11 protein-coding genes are annotated in these 18,537 nt (G+C 44.7%); all 11 read right to left on the bottom strand.

Annotation, left to right across the window (positions count from 1 at the left end; all coding sequences use genetic code 11):
• Positions 1-91 precede the first annotated feature (91 nt).
• The 11 genes from ACBP55_RS10275 to ACBP55_RS10225 all read right to left on the bottom strand — a co-directional run bounded on the left by ACBP55_RS10275 (position 92) and on the right by ACBP55_RS10225 (position 18,430).
• Complete coding sequence (locus ACBP55_RS10275; protein ID WP_464651264.1) at positions 92-5,131, bottom strand: GH92 family glycosyl hydrolase; 5,040 nt, start codon at positions 5,129-5,131, stop codon at positions 92-94.
• 189 nt (positions 5,132-5,320) lie between these two features.
• Entirely contained in the window at positions 5,321-6,106 is a 786-nt protein-coding gene (locus tag ACBP55_RS10270; protein ID WP_464651263.1) for a response regulator transcription factor, read from the bottom strand.
• Positions 6,107-6,902: 796 nt separating this feature from the next.
• A complete protein-coding gene (locus ACBP55_RS10265) occupies positions 6,903-7,793 on the bottom strand; it encodes a helix-turn-helix transcriptional regulator (RefSeq protein WP_464651262.1) in 891 nt (296 codons plus the stop codon).
• 754 nt (positions 7,794-8,547) lie between these two features.
• Complete coding sequence (locus tag ACBP55_RS10260; RefSeq protein ID WP_464651260.1) at positions 8,548-9,030, bottom strand: hypothetical protein; 483 nt, start codon at positions 9,028-9,030, stop codon at positions 8,548-8,550.
• A 20-nt stretch (positions 9,031-9,050) separates the two neighbouring features.
• Entirely contained in the window at positions 9,051-9,185 is a 135-nt protein-coding gene (locus ACBP55_RS10255) for a hypothetical protein (RefSeq protein ID WP_464651259.1), read from the bottom strand.
• Positions 9,186-9,332: 147 nt separating this feature from the next.
• Complete coding sequence (locus ACBP55_RS10250) at positions 9,333-14,192, bottom strand: carbohydrate-binding protein (RefSeq protein ID WP_464651257.1); 4,860 nt, start codon at positions 14,190-14,192, stop codon at positions 9,333-9,335.
• Between the two features lie 326 nt (positions 14,193-14,518).
• The gene (locus ACBP55_RS10245) at positions 14,519-14,992 is read right to left on the bottom strand and encodes a hypothetical protein (protein ID WP_464651255.1); all 474 of its coding nucleotides are present in this window, start codon (positions 14,990-14,992) and stop codon (positions 14,519-14,521) included.
• A gap of 1 nt (position 14,993) precedes the next feature.
• Positions 14,994-15,536 carry an ATP-binding cassette domain-containing protein gene (locus tag ACBP55_RS10240; protein WP_464651253.1) on the bottom strand — a complete coding sequence of 181 codons (543 nt, stop codon included), beginning with the start codon at positions 15,534-15,536 and terminating at the stop codon, positions 14,994-14,996.
• Entirely contained in the window at positions 15,529-16,023 is a 495-nt protein-coding gene (locus tag ACBP55_RS10235) for an ATP-binding cassette domain-containing protein (protein WP_464651251.1), read from the bottom strand. The genes ACBP55_RS10240 and ACBP55_RS10235 overlap by 8 nt, the downstream gene beginning before the upstream one ends.
• 251 nt (positions 16,024-16,274) lie before the next feature.
• Positions 16,275-17,270 carry a cohesin domain-containing protein gene (locus ACBP55_RS10230; RefSeq protein WP_464651249.1) on the bottom strand — a complete coding sequence of 332 codons (996 nt, stop codon included), beginning with the start codon at positions 17,268-17,270 and terminating at the stop codon, positions 16,275-16,277.
• A 143-nt stretch (positions 17,271-17,413) separates the two neighbouring features.
• On the bottom strand, positions 17,414-18,430 hold the full coding sequence (locus ACBP55_RS10225; protein ID WP_464651247.1) for an S-layer homology domain-containing protein: 1,017 nt from the start codon (positions 18,428-18,430) through the stop codon (positions 17,414-17,416).
• Positions 18,431-18,537: the final 107 nt, after the last annotated feature.

Below are 18,537 nucleotides of genomic sequence, written 5' to 3'. Positions count from 1 at the left end.
TTTATTTGAGGAATAAAGTTCAATGCATTCAGAATGACCGAAAGTGCCTCCGAAGAAATTCTCCGATTCATACAACATGGTGTAGGTTGTTTTATTTCAAGATCGCTTTAGCTACAATAGCAAGGTCTAAAATGTCAACTTTGCCGTCATGGTTTACATCTGCTTTCTCATTCCAACCCGTTTGACCTGGTTGTTTGCCGTAAGCAACTGCAACTGCAGCTAAGTCACCAATTGAGACACCGCCTCCATTGATATCTACGGTTATTTGCTTGCTTGTGAACACTTGAATCGCCGCTTCCAATGCAGCTTTCGCGTTATCCACCTGCTGCTGAGTCGCATTCGAATTGTTTGCTGCCGCTTTGGCTGCATCGATAGCCGACTGCAATTGCGCTTTGGAGCCAATCACATATAGTCCGTCCTCATTGCCTTCCACTGCTGCATCGTAATTCGCCTGAGCGCTTGCGATCGCTGTGTTCAATTGCGACTTATCTACAGGTATAGCAGGTACAGTGATTTGTATCTCTCGGGAAGCTCCGCCGACCTGCAGCTCATTCCCCTGTCCATTGGCAATCACAACATGGTCTACAGAAATTGTCGTATTGGTTGCCTGGGTGACAGATTTAGCCTTAAATTGGATTGCGAGAAAATCACCTTGGGCAGGCACGTTCGCGCCCACGCTGGCAGCCACAATCCGGAGTTGTCCTGGAGCCGTTTCCTTTTGATCGATGACTTGGAACCCGTCTACCAGGGATGTCACCGAAACGAATTGTACACTCGCAGGGTCATACTGCAGTGTGAAATCTTGGGCGTACACTAGCTGAAATACGCTTTGTGTAACATCGGCCAGTCCCATCTTCAGAGTGAAGTTTTGGCCAGAGTCCACCTGCTGTACACCTGCCAATGTAGACTTTGGTGTTGCTGGTGCCGGCAATACAGTCACGCTGACGCTTGTTGTCAATGCTACGTTGTTCGGATTTACCACACCGGCGGGCAGCGTTACAGTTCCACTTACAGTGAATGTCTGCTGCGTCCGTACAGCCGGATCATAGCTTGAACCGTCCACATTCCATGCCACATTGGCATTCACGCTTCCCTTGTCGGTAACAAGTTCTGTCGTTGCAGGTAATCCCAGGGTAGCTGCTGTTTTTACCGTGCCGTTTGGCAATCCTGTGATTGCGGCAGGCGCTGCTATGCTCGTAAGCGTCGGCCCTTGCCCCTCATTCTTCAATTGCGTTACTTGAGCCTGACTCAACATACCGTTAAATACACGAACGTCGTCCAGCAGTCCATTGAATGCTTCTCCGCCGGATTCATTGGCTCCCAACACGATTTTTTTCGTTACAATCGGAAGCGGCCCGAGATTCGTTGCGTCGCTTGCTACTACGTTACCGTCGATATAGATCTTCAGCCCCAATGCGTGATCGTAGGAAGCCACATAATGATGCCAGTTGTTATCGTTGTAGGTCCATGGAAACGTCAGTGATTGATTACTAGATGAACCATTGGGCCAATAGGCCACGCGAGCTTGACCCCCGCCTGTCAACTGTAAGGCCGTGAAACGCTTATCTTGACGGAAAACGTTCATGTAGCCAGTTGAAGGCTGAGAAGTCTTGAACCACAACGACACGGTCTCGTCACCCGTTTGATTCAGTGTTGCCGAAGGGTTGATCTCGACCCTTGAGCCGCCGCTGAAAGCAAGCGCTCCGCCGATCTTGCCCGAATCGGTCCAAGTTGGGTTGTTAACCAGAGTTCCGGTGTTGCCCTTGCCTGAAGAATCGCCAGTGGTTGTACCTGAGCCTTCATCGAGCTTCCATTGGGCTACTAGTTCGGCAGGCTTTACAGATACACTAATGCTTGTTGTCAAAGGTACGTTGTTCGGGTTTAGGACTCCAGTAGGCAGAGTTACTTCTCCTGTTACCGTGAAGGTCTGCGCCGTCGTGGCAGTCGGATCGTAGCTTGCACTATTTATATCCCAATTCACACTGGCATCCACATTTCCCGCATCGGTTACAAGCGATACTTTACCGGGTAATCCAAGCGCTGCCGCTGTCTTCACCGTTCCGATGGGCACACCTGTGATGGCTGCAGGCGCTGTTATGCTCATGAGATTCGATGGCGGCGCTTCGGATAACTCAAACCAGTTAAGGTTCCAGCCGCCTGTATTGATGGCCAGCCTTATGGTATGCTTGCCGGCGCTTAAGTTAACCCTGTCGGATACGGTCCTCCAGGTTTGCCAGCCTCCGGTTGACGGCAACGATGTTATTTTATTCGAAACACCATCTACTAAGAAATTGACAATTCCTGTGCCTGAGTTTACTGCTACCCTGTAATCTACTTTGTACAATGCCGATTTTTGTACATTTACAACGTAGTCCATCCAGTCTCCTGCATCTGTCCATCCTACATCCTTTGTTCCTTCCGAGCTGTCCTCTGTTTGAATCCCAGACATACTAGAATAATTTTCTGCTTCAATTTTCCCAGGTATTGCAATGATAGGGTTTACAGTTACGCTAATGCTAGTTGTCAATGGTACATTGTTCGGATTTGAGACTCCAACTGGCAGGGTTACGGTTCCTGGTACTGTAAATGTCTGCCCTGTTAACGCTGTTGGATCATAACTTGTGCCGCTTACATCCCAAGTCACACTGGCATTCAAATATCCTGAATCGGTTACAAGGGATACTTTAGCAGGCAATCCAAGTGCTGCTGCTGTCTTTGCTGTTCCGTTGGACAAACCTGTAACGGCTGCAGGCGCTGTGATGCTCGTGAGATGCTCCGGGCTTTGTGCCGTCGCGTCATATACCAGCGCAGGCTTGGAGTAACCTTTAGCCCAATCCGTAGCCGTACTGCTCATCACGAAGTCCAATGTACCCCCGTTGGTAATTTGGTCGTAAGTAATAACCGGAATATTGAGAGCAGAACCATTGAGTTTAGCAGAGCTAATATAAAAGTTATTGCCATCATTATTAGGCGCTGTTATTACAAATTTAGTGCCAGTTTTCGGATTGTTAATGGTGACTTTGTCAAAGATAGGACTGCCGATCATATATTCGCCCGATGCAGGATTGACCGAATAGAAGCCCATCGCCGAGAATACATACCACGCAGACATCTGACCACAGTCGTCATTGCCCAGCTCGCCCGATGTGTCATTGAAATAGCTCTCAACCAATGTTTTTCTTGCATATTTCTGCGTAAGATCCGGACGGCCGCTGAAATCGAACATGTAGGCGTAATGATGCGTTGGTTCATTCTGGTGCTCAATCCATGCAGTTCCGCCAACACCGTATGCCTTCTCCAACTCTGTATTATAGAAATTTGCGCCCTTAAATTGCGTCATTAAATTAAGAAGCCCCTGTGGGTCATGCGGAGCGAACCATGTATACTTTTTCCTGTCACCCTCTGTGAACTGTTCCCCAACTGTGGTCCAGTTGCCATTTACATCTCGTCCCATCGCATAGCCTGTACTTGGATCAATTGTGTTCTTATAGTTCTGACTGCGGTTCAGAAAGAATTTGTAATCTTCCATTTTCCCAGCGGCCTTCGCAACTTGCGCAACAGCCCAATCGTCATATGCGCCTTCAATTGTATTTGAAACATTCTCGTTTACATATCCATTCGGAATATATCCCAATTCCTTGTAAGCGCTTAATCCCGCGCGTGCTTCATACGGAACATTTTGTTGTCTATCTGCCCACTTAATAGTGCCATCGCCCGTTTGAGGCGCCATGGCATCCTTGTAAACAGCTTGATATGCCAAATTATAATCAAAACCTCGGAATCCCTTGTTAATGGCTTCCGCAACAAGCGAATCCGCATGCGTAGCTATCATGATGTTGGTATAGTTCGGATTCGGCCATTTCGGCATGTATCCACCTTCCTGGTAGTTCTGGAGCAAGGATTGAACCATATCATCAATTCTTTCAGGTGCAACAAGCGTCAAGAAGCTGTTCTGGGCTCTGAACGTATCCCAGATCGAGAAGTCCGTGTATGACTTGCCATCGTGTATTTGATCATCAAAAGGACTGTAGTATTTGTTGGTTCCACCCACATTTTCGTAGAACATTCTTGGATACATCAGCGCATGGAACATTGACGTATAGAAAATGTACTTCTCGTCTGTCGTTGCTCCTTCAATTTGAATCGTATTGAGCTTCGTGTTCCAGGTATTTTTCAATTCTTCTTTCACTGTATCGAAAGACTTCGTTCCTATTTCCTGTTCAATATTCTTCCTTGCCTGATCAACACTGATAAAGGATGTTCCAATTCTGACTTCAATTACTTCGTTAGCTGTTGTATTGAACGTTACATATCCGCCAGACTTTTGCCCTTCAACGGATGTTCCGTCCGCTGTCGGGACATAATTACTATACGTTCCCTTTACACTAAATGGTTTGGAGAACTGAACAACAAAGTAACCTTTCAAGTTTTTTGGCGGTTTATTATTCAGGTTAGCGCTCATATTATCGTTATTCCAGCCAAAGATCTCTTGGTTGTTCGCATCTATGGTTACAGTGCCGTTAGCTCTGTCACGGGCAGACTCGACCAGAATACTGGATTTGTCGTTTGCCGGAAACGTATATCTATAGATGGCGCTGCGCTCAGTGGCTGTCATTTCTGCTGTGATGGGTTTGCCCACATTGGAACCCATTTTTGCTTGATAATAGTAAGGCGTTGATACTTCTTCTTTGTTTTCCTGCTTTGAGCTGTCATTATTCTTATAGTCAAAAGTAAGTGCGCGCCCGCTTTCACTTGGGCTAATATCGCCAATTTGCGGCATTACGTTTACATATCCGTAATCCCCCATCCAGATCGCAGGCTGATGGGTTGCGAAAAATCCTTTAAACTGTTTGTCGGAGTATAAATAAGAGATGCCTCCGATTCCATTTTGCCTTGTTTGCGGCGTGAAATTTGTCATGCCGAACGGCGAGGTGACAAATGGTACCAAACCTGCAAATTCACTGTTACCCTTAAAGTTATTTGAACCGATCAATGGATTTACATATTGCACCAAATCCTGCAATACGACAGGTTCTGTTGTTGAATGGACCGGTTCTTCCGCCTGAACGGATATTGGCATTGACGATATCATGAGCATTACCATGAGCATGAAACTAAGATACCTTTTCATCAAAAAACCTCCTTAAATAATGATGCTTGCTAACGCCGAAAGGTCATGACTCGTTTTATTCCCCATTGCCCCCCTTGATGAAGTCATGAAAACGCTTTACATTTATCATATTAAGGGATCAGGACAATGAATATAACGTGGTGAATCTATCTTTTATTCCGATTTCACCCCCTAAAATTGAATATCGATTTAAGAATGCCTTTTGCGATATTCAACCGGGGACATGCCCGTATTTTTCTGAAACCACTCGCTGAAATAGCGATGGTTAGTGTAACCCAGCGAATCGCCAATCTGATAAATTTTCATGTTGCTTTCCACTAGCAAGCTGCAAGCTTTATTTATACGAATCCGTGATAAGTAATCGCTGAAGGACTGGCCAGTCTCCTGACGGAATAATCTGCTCAGATAGTTGGGCGTGATAAATAGTTCGTTAGCAATATCTGCCAATAAAATCTCTTCGGCACAATGTTCGTGAATATAATTCAGCGCCTTTTTAATTAGATAGGATCCCGGTTCTTCAGATGGCTCAATACTGCTTGATTGTTTGAATTGAAGGACTCCGTCCGAAGTACAGAGAGCCTTAGCCCTTACTAGCGCATTCTCAATATCTACCAATTCCGAGGGCTTAAGCAGATATTCGACTGCCCCTAAACGCAGGGCTTCCTGAGCGAACTTGAAATCGCTGTAGCCGCTTAAAAATATAACCTTACTACGGGACAAATCGCCCGCCGCATTCTCGCTTGCGCTGTCACGAAGCCTGGCCAGCATTTCAAGTCCTGTCATATTGGGCATGCGGATATCGGAAAGAATAATATCCACTGGGTCTTCTTTCAGATAGGCAAGCGCCTCAACCCCATCATGAAAAACTTTAACGAGAACGATACCCAGCTTTTTCCATTCGATATTTTCGCTTAACCCTTCTCGAATCCAAGCTTCATCGTCTATAATTATCGCTCTGCATTCCGCATTAGTCATTTCTACTGCACCCACCCTGTAACAAACGTCGAAAGCGCTTTCCAATCCTTGAAGATGCCGAATTCTTTTAGTGGATCATGCAGCACTTTAAAAATGAAGTTTATAAATCGCAATGCAAGCAATGCTAATGATCTAATATTAAGTTTTCGGTTGTACATTGAGTATCCTAAAAATATATATAATTATCACAAATAGTGAACTTTTTCGGCAATTACAATATTTTTACTCCTATATACTTCAACGTGACCGACGGTGCAGATTGATTAAATAATCTTTAAGCACGGAAACGTCTTTGGTTGTTTGATAAAAGTGATATCCGTACGTCTTACGTAACGTCTGTGTACCGACTTCGTTTTAAACGGCTTCCTTGGCAGCCTTATTCAAAATTCGATATACATGAATCCGTTTGATTGGAACGCCCGTTCTCTTTGAGCGACTCTTCATCTTCCATGAGTTGAAGATACTGTTGGTAACCCAAATGTAACTCATCAATCAGCTCAAAACTTTTTTCTTTTCCGGTGTTTTCTTCTTTTACTTGTATAACATTTTTCCCCCATCCCTTATGGGGTTGACCTTTTGCATAACATACACTCCTTCATTCATTCACGATACATTTTGTATCTTAAAAACTAGCAAGTGACGTCATGAATTTCAATGTTTAAATTGCGCTAAAACATACCTTAACCCCAGCATCAAGGTTACTTTTATGTCGGAGTTAAGGTTTATGTTTCGAATTACATTTTTTTATCTACTTTGTATGCGAGTCATGAATCAACGGAGCTCACAAATTTTCTGACTATGATTGCTTTCTGAACTTACCTGGCGAAATACCGGTCATTTTCTTGAATAATAGATTAAAATAGTTGGCATTGGGGTAACCGACCTGCAAGGAAATCGCTTGAACAGAGAGTTTTGTTCCGGAAAGCAGCTTTTTCGCCTTGTCAATTCGATATTTGATTAAATATTGTATCGGCGCTAATCCAATTTCAACTTTAAACAAATGAGCCAAATGATAGGGGCTTACATAAACAATTTCCGCCAAATCAACCAAGGAAAGATCATTCTGATAATGTTCTTCAATGTAAGCCTTCGCAATTTGTGAAATGGAATTCGTCGATGATCGAAGGTGATGTTCAGTGAGTCTGAAAAGCAAAATAAATAACGTTTGAAGCATGGAAGCGATAAGATCTAAAAATCCAACACCAGTTGCGGTCGCTTCTTTATGAATATCAGAAAAAAAACGGTTGATTTTGTGATAATTTTCCCCAATTCTGAGAATTGGCTGCAAATGAGGTTCAAACAAAAGTCCTTGCGGCAAACCTGAAAAATGTAAACCATCAATTGAAATTAAAACGCCTCGAATGCATATTGCCGTTGTTGCTCGTATGCGATACTCAGACGATGGATGAATGACCAATAACTCCCTCTCGCTGATCGATATCAACTGCTCCCCGTCGTAAACTTCCCCGCGCCCCTCTTGAAGTAAAAAGATAGAAGTGTACGAATTGGCAAAAAAATGATGCTCGTCTAAGTGATTGCAACGTACCAGAGCAGTTGATATGAAGCGGGGTGCATTTAAAAATATAACTGTCATAATGACCGCAAGAAAGTAGTACAAATGCACAATATTGAAGTACTGAAATGTTTCATTAGATTCCTCCTCCGAAATTTGTTCAGAAACGATCATATATTCTCGTACTAAGAAAAGAAACAACAAAAAATATAGATAACTGTAATTTCTTCATAAACCTCAACTCGATAAAATAAACTTTCTCTAAAAGCAACGAATTTAAAGCTAAAATGACAATCGTTAAAGGTACCAAAAAGCAAATGGTTGGGCAGGCATATTGTCCTGTCCAACCATCTGCACGTTTAGCTCTATTAGTAAAGCGCACAACATGCCGTAAGCATGCCCGAACTTAAATTTTTTAAAGTTAACTCAGAGTCAAAAGCGAAAATTCACATTGTCTCTCGTCAACATTATCCATATTACAAATTGTGCATTTATTTTTATCCAAATTAATTTGTTCCAGGATCTTAACAATGTCGAGTGTAATTACACTATCCACAGTCGCACCCTCTTTCAACTGAATTGCATCCATCCGTCAGGAAGTTAAACGTTTTCATATGATGCGATAAATCCCCTCCTATTTTCTTTCTAGCTAACTCCATCCTTTTGTCTTTCAATAATAATTCTAACTTTTACTGTTATTGATAACAATCAACTATATTGCTGAGTTACTACATATTATTGGGGAATTAGGTCCAAAGTAGGATATTTGCATGGGCTTCCCCTCCTGCAGATTCAAGAGCACTTGATTAATGCCCTCACATCTATACCTTGCATAGGCTCTTCAAGCATATACAAATCGGAGTCCGCGACCCACCACTTCCCTAAGACAGCTTTTTGCTGATTGCCGCCACTTAAATGCTTCACCTTCTCATCTGGGCCTCGAATCTGAATGTTTAACTGAAGTATAGCGTCCAGCGCTGTGTCTTGCTCTTGTTCCAGTAAAAGAAACTGGAAGAAGCTCTTTACCGACGTTATGTCTAACTTGAGGAAATATACGCTTCAATTCCCTGCCTAAAATAAAACCTACAATTTCGTTTTCGGTTAAACCGTTCAGTTCGCGCGTTATGATGTGTTGCCCGTCGCGCAGGATCGTGATCCAGTCACAGAGCTGATGCAATTCTTCCAACCGATGCGTGATATACACGATGCCTATGCCTTCTTTTCTAAAAAGACGGAGCAGGCCGAATAAGCGCTCTCTTTCCAAAACGGTCAAACCCGTTGTCGGTTCATCCATAATTAAGATTCGCGTACGCTTGGATACAGCCTTTGCAGCAGCAACAGCATGCTGCTCGCTCAGTGACAGCCAGCGAACAGGAGTGGCCGGATGATGAAAAACCCCTAGCGATTTCATTAAGTGCTTGGCATCTTTATTCATTTTCCGGCGATTGACAAAAAATCCGAGCAGCCTAGTGCATGCACTTCACCGCTACGGAGATGGAGATTGACGCCATCCAGCGCTTTCACGCCATAAAAAGACTTACTGATATTTTGCATATCCAGAAGCATCCGACCACATCCTCATTTAACATCCATCACGTTAAATATTCCAATAGGATAAAACGATGAGAAACAAAAATAATCGCTATACAGTACTTATCGTCCAAGTACTGGATAGCGACTATGAGATTCTACTTACCTTCAATTAAAGTTGTTTTATTGCAAGATCGCTTTGGCTACAATGGCAAGGTCTACAATGTCTACTTTGCCGTCATGGTTTACATCCGCTTTCTCATTCCAGCCCGCTTGACCTTGTTGTTTGCCATAAGCAACTGCAACCGAAGCCAAGTCTCCAATTGAGATACCGCCTCCATTGATATCTGCGGTTATCTTCTTACTTTCGAACACTTGAACTGCTGCTTCCAACGCGACTTTCGCGCTATCCACCTGCTGCTGGGTGGCATTCGAATTGTTTACTGCCGCTTGGGCTGCATCAATAGCCGACTGCAATTGCGCTTTGGAGCCAATCGCATACAGGCCATCTCCATTGCCTTCCACTGCTGCAGCGTACTTCGCCTGAGCGCTTATAATTGTTGCGTTCAAGAGCGACTTGTCTACAGGTATAGCAGGTACAGTTATTTGGATCTCGCGGGAAGCTCCGCCAAGCTGCAGCTCATTCCCCTGTCCATTGGCAATCACAACATGATCAACAGAAATTGTTGTACTGGTTGCTTGGGTGACAGATTTGGCCTTAAACTTAATTGCGAGCAAATCGCCTTGAGCAGGCACGTTCGCGCCCACGCTGGCAGCCACAATCCGGAGTTGTCCCGGCGTCTCCTTCGTATCGATGACTTGGAACCCGTCTTTCAGGGATGTCACCGAATCGAATTGCACACTTGCAGGGTCATACTGCAGTGTGAAATCTTGACCATACACCGACTGGAACACACTTTGCGTAACGTCGGTCAGCCCCATCGTCAGAGTGAAGGGTTGGCCAGAAAGTACCTGCTGTACACCTGTCAATGTAGACTTTGGTGTTGCCGGCGCCGCCAGCACAGTCACGCTGACGCTTGTTGTCAATGCTACGTTGTTCGGATTTACCACTCCTGCAGGCAGAGTTACAGTTCCACTTACGGTGAAGGTCTGCTGCGTCCGTACAGCCGGATCATAGCTTGAACCGTCTACATTCCATGCCACATTGGCATTCACGCTTCCCGTATTGGTAACCAGTTCTACGGTTGCAGGTAATCCAAGGGCAGCTGCTGTCTTTGCCGTGCCGTTTGGCAATCCTGTGATTGCTGCCGGCGCTGTGATGCTCATGAGATTCGGCACTACGGATGGTTCCGCAGTTACACCGATCTCCGCAGCCGATGCAAATCCGTTAGCACCCACTGTTGCTTCAAGCTTAACATAGGATGCATTTGTCGAAACAAATGTTGCGATTTTCTTTGTATTATCGTTTGCCCAATTTCCGTTTGCAACCTTAGTAAAGGATACACCGTCCGTACTTGCATATACGTTGTAACTTGTAATAATCCCGTTGGTGCCTGATGGCCTTGGCAAATACAAAATGGAATTGATGTTATAAGTTCCTCCCAAGTCTAGGGTAATGGACTGGGGGAGAACATCGGATTTATTCCACTTTGTATGCCAGATCGTTCCTGGATTTCCGTCAATCGCCATGGAGGCTGCATCGTTTTCCCCAGCCGTTTCCTGACTTGTCGCAGTTGCCGTCATTTGGGATGAAGGGATCTTATTAACAGTTACGCTAATGCTTGTTGTCAATGGCACGTTGTTCGTGTTTGTGACTCCACTAGGCAGGGTTACCGTTCCTGGTACCGTGAAGATTTGCGCCGTCTTAATCGTTGGATCGTAGTTAATGTTGCTTAAATCCCAACTCACACTGGCATCTACATTTCCTGTATCGGTTACAAGCACTGCATTTACGGGCAATCCAAGAGCTACCGCTGTCTTGGCCGTTCCGATGGTCACTCCTGTGATGGCTGCCGGCGCTGTGATGCTCGTGAGATTCGTTGGCAGCACTTCGGATAACTCAAACCAGTTAAGGTTCCAGCCGCCTGTATTGATAGCCAGCCTTATGGTATGCTTGCCGGCACTTAAGGTAACCTTGTCGGATACGGTTTTCCAATTCTGCCAGCCTCCGGTTGACGGCAACGATGTTATTTTGTTCGAAACTCCGTCTACTAAGAAATTGACTATGCCTGTACCACTGTTTCCTGCTGCCCTGTAGTCTACTTTGTACAATCCCGATTTTTGCACATTTACAACGTAGTCCATCCAGTCTCCCGGATCTGTCCATCCTACATCCTTTGTACCCTCCGAGCTGTCCTCTGTTTGAATCCCAGACATATTAGAATAATTTTCCGCTTCTATTTTTCCAGGTATTAAAGTGGCAGGATTTACAGTTACGCTAATGCTTGTTGTCAATGGTACATTGTTAGGATTTGTGACCCCAATAGGCAGGGTTACGGTTCCTGGTACTGTGAAAGTCTGCCCCGTTACCGCTGTTGGATCATAGCTTGTGCCACTTAAATCCCATGTCACACCGCCTTTCAGAGTTCCCCCATCGGTTACCAGCGCAATTTTTTCTGGCAATCCAAGAGCTGCAGCCGACTTTGCAGTTCCGTATTCAAGCCCAACGATCGCTTGGGGTGTTGTTATACTCACAAGCGTGATATCACGTAGTCCGCCCTTTGGTTTCAACTCATATGAAGAATTAGCTTTGGTAACAAGAGTGTACAATTCACCTAAAGAATTCGTACTCTTTGTGGCTCCGATCAGCATTCCATCCTCATATACCTCCATGTCTTGACCTTTCCACGGATTAAGAACTGCTAAATCTTTCCCTTTTTCACTTAATATTTTGACATATGTCGCTTGACCAAGATTATTCTGCTTGGCGTCAACCAAGAAGGCTCCATTCGCACGCAATCGAGTGAAAGATGCTTCCTGATCCTTATACCAATTTGGGAAAATATGAATAAAATTCTCATCGCTCTGTAATAGGGAATTTTGAATAAAGCCCATATAAATCGAGGCGCCGAGATCGCCGTACGTATTATTATTGCGCATCCCCGTCCAATCGCTGACAGGAGTATTAATAATATTAGAAGAGATGTTATTGACTATTTTTTCAATATCATATCCAACCGTTGTAGCTGCCACGGCTGCCCGCATCGCTTTGTCGCTGTCCCATGTCTGTAAATATTGGATAAAGTTACGAACATACTCACTATTCTGTACATCCGACATTCCGATGGTATTGAAGAAATAGGATCCATGAATAACTTCAGGATTGTTATAGGATTGAGGAGCGGCTCCGTCATCTTCTACAAATGTAACCTTTCCCGCCCCCGGTCCGCTGCTAATCGTCTTTGTAGGGTATGGGCTTAACTTGTCCAGGATATTTTGCCATGTTGCCCGACTTGCGGCATCTACTCCCAAAGCAACACTCGCCTCGATAGCGCTTTCAAACACGAAATGTGCGGCACTTAAATCTAAAATGGCATTTTTATGCCCGCTCGAACCTTCGAAAGTAGCGCCGTAAACGACATATTTCCCTGTCTGAGCATCCCAAACTACATAATCTTCCCAAAATTGCGCAAGATCCTTTAATTCAGGGTAGAGTACATTGGTTAAATATTGATCATCTTGCGTATATCTCCAGTATTTCACCAGTGGTACTAACGATGATGCAGCATTGGAAGGTGAATGGAAGTAGTCGTTTGGTCCATTGAAATTTTCTGTTCTTGAGCCCCATGGGCCTAGATGTGTTGGATATAGTACGCCTCGAATCCCTGTCGTAAAGGAAGGATGCCCCGTACCTGATATAAGCTGATTTAATTTCACCGGATCTGAAGCCAGTCTCCGTCCTGCTTCCCAGAAATCCTTAATTACATTGCTGTAATTGGTAATGTGATCGGTTCGGTTAGCCACGATGGATACATGCATGGCACGTTGAATATCCGTATTTAGCGTATAATCGCCGCTCCATGCAGGATTAGCATTCCCTGTCCATGGGAACAGTGGAGCAGTCAGACCGGCATTATTTTCACTCTGCGCTGCAATGCCGCATCCTAATTGATATAATCGGCCATAATATAACTTTTCCAATGTATTGGATTGAGGCGCCAAATCAATATAAGATTTTAGCCAAAATGCCTTCCACCAGTTCAAATGAGCCTCTTCGGCTGTTGCAATGCTGGCAGCATCACTTCTGGATAACACTTTGTTCTTCGCATCATCCAAATAGGTGGAAGAGCCTTTACCGCCTTCAACAGCCGATACAACGGTTACCGTTTCTTTTCCGGACAACGAAAATGTCATTTTATATGTGTGGTCGTCTACCTTTGCATATTCCGGAGTTTTATTCAGCACCTTCGTTGCCACAGCCGCATTGACGCTCCAATTATACTTGTTGGATTTGGCATTTTTAACGGCATAAATCATTCCGTTTGCTATATCATTTCCTGCGCTAACGGTTGAAATGGTATTACTTGTTGGCGGCGCGGTCCAAGCAGATACGTCCAAACTCAAGGCAGAATCGGTCATATTGGAAATTTCCGTTACAAGGAGATTTTCCTTTGCCGACAACCAGGTTTTTGTCTGAAATCCGCTTTCCGATGTTGCCAGCAGCTCGGCCGTCTTCATATCCTGCTCATATTTGAATGTGCCAGACGTCGTGGTACTGCTGCTGATGCTTAATCCGCCAAAAGTTGTAAAATGCACATCTCTAGCTGACTCCACATTATTATCTTCCCACATATCTGTTCGTGAAATATAAATATTTTGTTTTTTCTTATCGCCTCCCATAAAGGCCATAACTGTACCATTCCCCATTAGCGGGCCATCTGGCGTTTTGTCTGTTGTATTACTGATCGTTGAAGGTGCATTATAATTAATTTTGTATTGATCCAATATATTGGATACAGTTGCCCATTCATCGTTTCCCGGAGTTGAGGCTGCTGCAATTGTCCCCGAACTTGCAACGATGATACTGCCGGCCACAAGGCATGTAGCTAACAGACCTGATAAATGTTTTTTAAATTGAAGCATACTTTAATCCCCCCCATGTACATTCATTCTTGTGGAAAGCGTTTACCAAAAACGACGATGACAATAAAGCAAATTTTGATCTAGACTTTATATTCGTTTGCCGCATCACACAACCAACCTCCTGATCTCACCTATAACACGATTCTGATATACTTGCTTGCTAGTCATGAAACCATCTTTCATTTTTCAATCGACCACCTCCGTGCATTCTATCTAGTCAGCCGTTACGCCTTCAGTATAACCCCTTGAAATTCATTTTTGTTACTGTTACTTTTGCATATTACTGTATTTTCCCCTCATCAATGACTGCAAAATATATAGTCGCTCTATAATGATGGTTCTTGCCCGCAATTGATTCCTGATGCTGATCGCACGATTCTTTCCTCCGTTGCTTCATCGCTCGTCATTTCATCGACAATACAGCCTTCACGCATCACCAATATTCGGGTACAAAGCCTTAGTAACTCCGAGAAATCAGATGATATAATGATAATGCCCTTTCCTTCCTGCACGAGATTGTGAATGGCAGCATACATTTCACTCTTCGCCCCCACATCGATCCCTTGCATAGGCTCTTCAAGCATATACAAATCGGCCCCTGCGACCCACCATTTCCCTAAGACAGCTTTTTGCTGATTACCGCCGCTTAAATGCTTCACCTTCTGATCAGGGCCTCTAATTTGAATGTCTAACTGAAGTATAGCGTCCAGCGCTGTGTCTTGCTCTTGTTCCCGTAAAAGAAAATGCCATCTGTTCAACTGCTCCAGACTTGATATCGTTAAATTTTGTGAAATCCCCATGTCAGGAAATAAACCTTTCGTCAGACCGATCTCGATGAACAAAGCCAAACTGATGTTGAATGGCTTCGCGTGGGCTGTGAAAATGTACGTTCTTCCCTTTCCAGTACACCTCGCCGGAATCCCGTTTCATTTCACCGAATAAACTTTGCACTAGCTCTGTTCTTCCGGATCCGGTCAATCCCGCAAATCCGAGAATCTCTCCTTCGTGCAGTTGAAAATGAACATTCCTGAACCAGGGGTTACGGGTAAGTCCCTTTACATGCAGAAGCTCTTTACCGACGTTATGTCTAACTTGAGGAAAAATACGCTTCACTCCCCTGCCTAACATAAAACCTACGATTTCGTTTTCGGTTAAACCGTTCAGTTCGCGTGTTATGACGTGTTTTCCGTCGCGCAGGATCGTGACCCGGTCACAGAGCTGATGCAATTCTTCCAACCGATGCGTGATATACACGATGCCGATGCCTTCTTTTCTAAAAAGACGGAGCAGGCCGAATAAGCGCTCTCTTTCCAAAACGGTCAAACCCGTTGTCGGTTCATCCATAATTAAGATTCGCGTACGCTTGGATAAAGCCTTTGCAATAGCAACAGCATGCTGCTCGCTTAGTGACAGCCGGCGAGCCGGAATCGCCCGGATGATGAAAGACCCCAAGCGATTTCATTAAGTGCTTGGCATCTTTATTCATTTTCCGGCGATTGATAAAAAATCCGAGCAACCTCGGTTCTGATCCGAGGAAAATATTTTCAGCAATGCTCAATTCTTGAATGAGGACGGGATCCTGATAAATCATCGACACGCCAAATCGCTGAGCTTCAATGGGCGATCTGACCTGTACTTGCTCGCCCTCAATGGCAATCAACCCTTCATCGGGCTGATGATAGCCGGATATCATTTTCGCCAGTGTCGATTTGCCGGCCCCATTGCCGCCGATTAGTGCATGCACTTCACCGCTACGGAGATGGAAATTGACGCCATCCAGCGCTTTCACTCCATAAAATGACTTGCTGATATTTTGCATATCCAAAAGCATCCGACCACATCCTCATTCAACATTAGCACTCCATCACGGCTTTTTTCTTTTAGATAAACCTTATTAAATAATCAATCGTAGTTAAAAACAACACTAATGTGCGAAGATCACAAGAATCTGTAACAAATACACAAAGAAATTAATATTCCTAGGATGAACGATGAGAAACAAAAATAGTCGCTATACAGTACTTATCGTCAAGGTACTGTATAGCGACTATGAGATTCTACTTACCTTCAATTAAAGTTGTTTTATTGCAAGATCGCTTTGGCTACAATGGCAAGATCTACAATGTCAACTTTGCCGTCATGGTTGACATCCGCTTTCTCATTCCAACCCGCTTGACCTTGTTGTTTGCCGTAAGCGGCTGCAACCACAGCCAAGTCACCAATTGAGACACCGCCTCCATTGATATCTGCGGTTATTAGCTTGCTTTCAAACACTTGAACTGCCGATTCCAGTGCGGCTTTCGCGCTATCCACCTGCTGCTGGGTGGCATTCGAATTGTTCACTATCACTGTGGCTGCATCGATAGCCGACTGCAATTGCGCTTTGGAGCCAATCGCATACAGTCCATCTCCATTGCCTTCCACTGCTGCAGCGTACTTCGCTTGAGCACTTGTGATTGTTGCGTTCAAGAGCGACTTATCTACAGGTATAGCAGGTACAGTTATTTGGATCTCGCGGGAAGCACCGCCAACCTGCAGTTCATTCCCCTGTGCATTGGCAATCTTTACATGATCTACAGTGATTGTCGTATTGGTTGCCTGGGTTACAGATTTGGCCTTAAATTGGATTGCGAGCAAATCGCCTTGGGCAGGCACGTTCCCGCCTACGCTGGCAGCCACAATCCGGAGTTGACCCGGAGCTGTTTCCTTTGTATCGATGACTCGGAACCCGTCTTTCAGGGATGTCACCGAATCGAATTGTACACTTACAGGGTCATACTGTAGTGTGAAATCTTGGGCGTACACTTGCTGATATACGCTTTGGATAACGTCTGCCAGTCCCATCGTCAGAGTGAAGGCTTGGCCAGAAAGTACCTGCTGTACACCTGTCAATGTAGATTTTGGTGTTGCTGGTGCTGGCAAAACAGTCACGCTGACGCTAGTTGTCAGTGCTACGTTGCTCGGATTTACCACTCCGGCAGGCAGAGTTACAGTTCCACTTACGGTGAATGTCTGCTGCGTCCGTACAGCAGGATCATAGCTTGAACCGTCCACATTCCATGCCACATTGGCATTCACGCTTCCCGTATCGGTAACTAACTACATAGGTTCCCTTCATTTTCTGCAAAATAACAATAAGGGATTGTCCCTTAACCATACTTCATGGATATAGGACAATCCCATTACTACTGTGCACACTTATACATCGGCAAATCAATGATCTATTTTTTAATGGCCGCTAGAATTAATGTAACAGCTTCCGCTCTCGTGCTTTGCTCGAGTGGAGCGAATTGATTGCCGTCTCTTCCTTGAATAAAGCCCGCCTTGTACGCCGACGCAACGTAGGTGGCTGCCCAGTCCGGAATTTGAGAGGCATCGGAGAATGTGGATGCAGCAGCTGATTTCACGTCTAATTTCAGTGCCCGAACAACCAAAGTCGTCATCTCGGCACGGTTAATTCGGTTATCGGCGCGGAAAGTATTGTCTTCATACCCGTTCACAATGCCTGCCGCCACGGCTGCCGATATGCCCGGCCTTGCCCATTGCGGGATGCGATCGTCATCTGCGAAGTCCGTCAATGCATCCTCAAGGCCAGGGAGTTGAAGCGCTCGAGTCAGCATAGCCGTAAATTCCGCACGGGTAACGAGTCCTTGCGGGCGGAACGTATGGTCTTCAAAACCGTTCACGAAACCTATTTTTACCGCTTGCTCAATTGCTTCTTTCGCCCAATGAGCGGAAATATCCGTGAATGTTTCAAGCTTGCCACCCTGGATCTCGGTTGTGATTCGAGCGTCGGCCTTTTGTGTAACTGAAGCCAATTGACTGTTTACCAGCTTCACCTGGTTCAGTTCTACTTTGGTTTTACCATTGCCAATTGCATCAAATGCAAGTGTACATAGGAGCGCATCTCCATTCTCCCCGGCTTTATCTCCGATCATGGTGTTAGCAAATTGAATACTGCCGTTCTTCACGATTGGCGTTATGGACATGCCGGGAATATCGCTCTTGGCCTTCTTGAAACGTAATAGTTCGGGATCATAGCCCAAGTTGACTTCATAAGCGTATAAGTCCTTAAGATCATGCCCTTTTACGCTGACTATGACCTCTTGGCCGGCTTCCGGTTTTTCGTTTGATATCGTTAAAGTAAATGAGGCACTGTCTGCCGCAAAAGCTGCAAATGGAATCAGAAAGCTGAGCAGCAACAAGGTCAAGCTAGCCGAAAGTAATTTTCTTTTCATTTGATTTATCCTTTCTAATCTTTGATAAAAACGCTAGGATGATTAGTTAAGTCAGAATTCTCCCTTCTTAGTTTCCATCGTTTCGCTATTATAAGCTAGGTAAACGT

It is taken from the genome of Paenibacillus sp. WG02, assembly GCF_055396115.1.
This window is presented reverse-complemented; position numbering and strand designations above follow the sequence as displayed.

Bases quoted from the DNA above. Each gene is read 5' to 3' on its own strand.
- ACBP55_RS10275 (WP_464651264.1), bottom strand. From the start codon at position 5,131: ATGAAAAGGTATCTTAGTTTCATGCTCATGGTAATGCTCATGATATCG.
- ACBP55_RS10270 (WP_464651263.1), bottom strand. From the start codon at position 6,106: ATGACTAATGCGGAATGCAGAGCGATAATTATAGACGATGAAGCTTGG.
- ACBP55_RS10265 (WP_464651262.1), bottom strand. From the start codon at position 7,793: ATGATCGTTTCTGAACAAATTTCGGAGGAGGAATCTAATGAAACATTT.
- ACBP55_RS10260 (WP_464651260.1), bottom strand. From the start codon at position 9,030: ATGAAATCGCTAGGGGTTTTTCATCATCCGGCCACTCCTGTTCGCTGG.
- ACBP55_RS10255 (WP_464651259.1), bottom strand. From the start codon at position 9,185: ATGCTTCTGGATATGCAAAATATCAGTAAGTCTTTTTATGGCGTGAAA.
- ACBP55_RS10250 (WP_464651257.1), bottom strand. From the start codon at position 14,192: ATGCTTCAATTTAAAAAACATTTATCAGGTCTGTTAGCTACATGCCTT.
- ACBP55_RS10245 (WP_464651255.1), bottom strand. From the start codon at position 14,992: ATGGGGATTTCACAAAATTTAACGATATCAAGTCTGGAGCAGTTGAAC.
- ACBP55_RS10240 (WP_464651253.1), bottom strand. From the start codon at position 15,536: ATGGATGAACCGACAACGGGTTTGACCGTTTTGGAAAGAGAGCGCTTA.
- ACBP55_RS10235 (WP_464651251.1), bottom strand. From the start codon at position 16,023: ATGCTTTTGGATATGCAAAATATCAGCAAGTCATTTTATGGAGTGAAA.
- ACBP55_RS10225 (WP_464651247.1), bottom strand. From the start codon at position 18,430: ATGAAAAGAAAATTACTTTCGGCTAGCTTGACCTTGTTGCTGCTCAGC.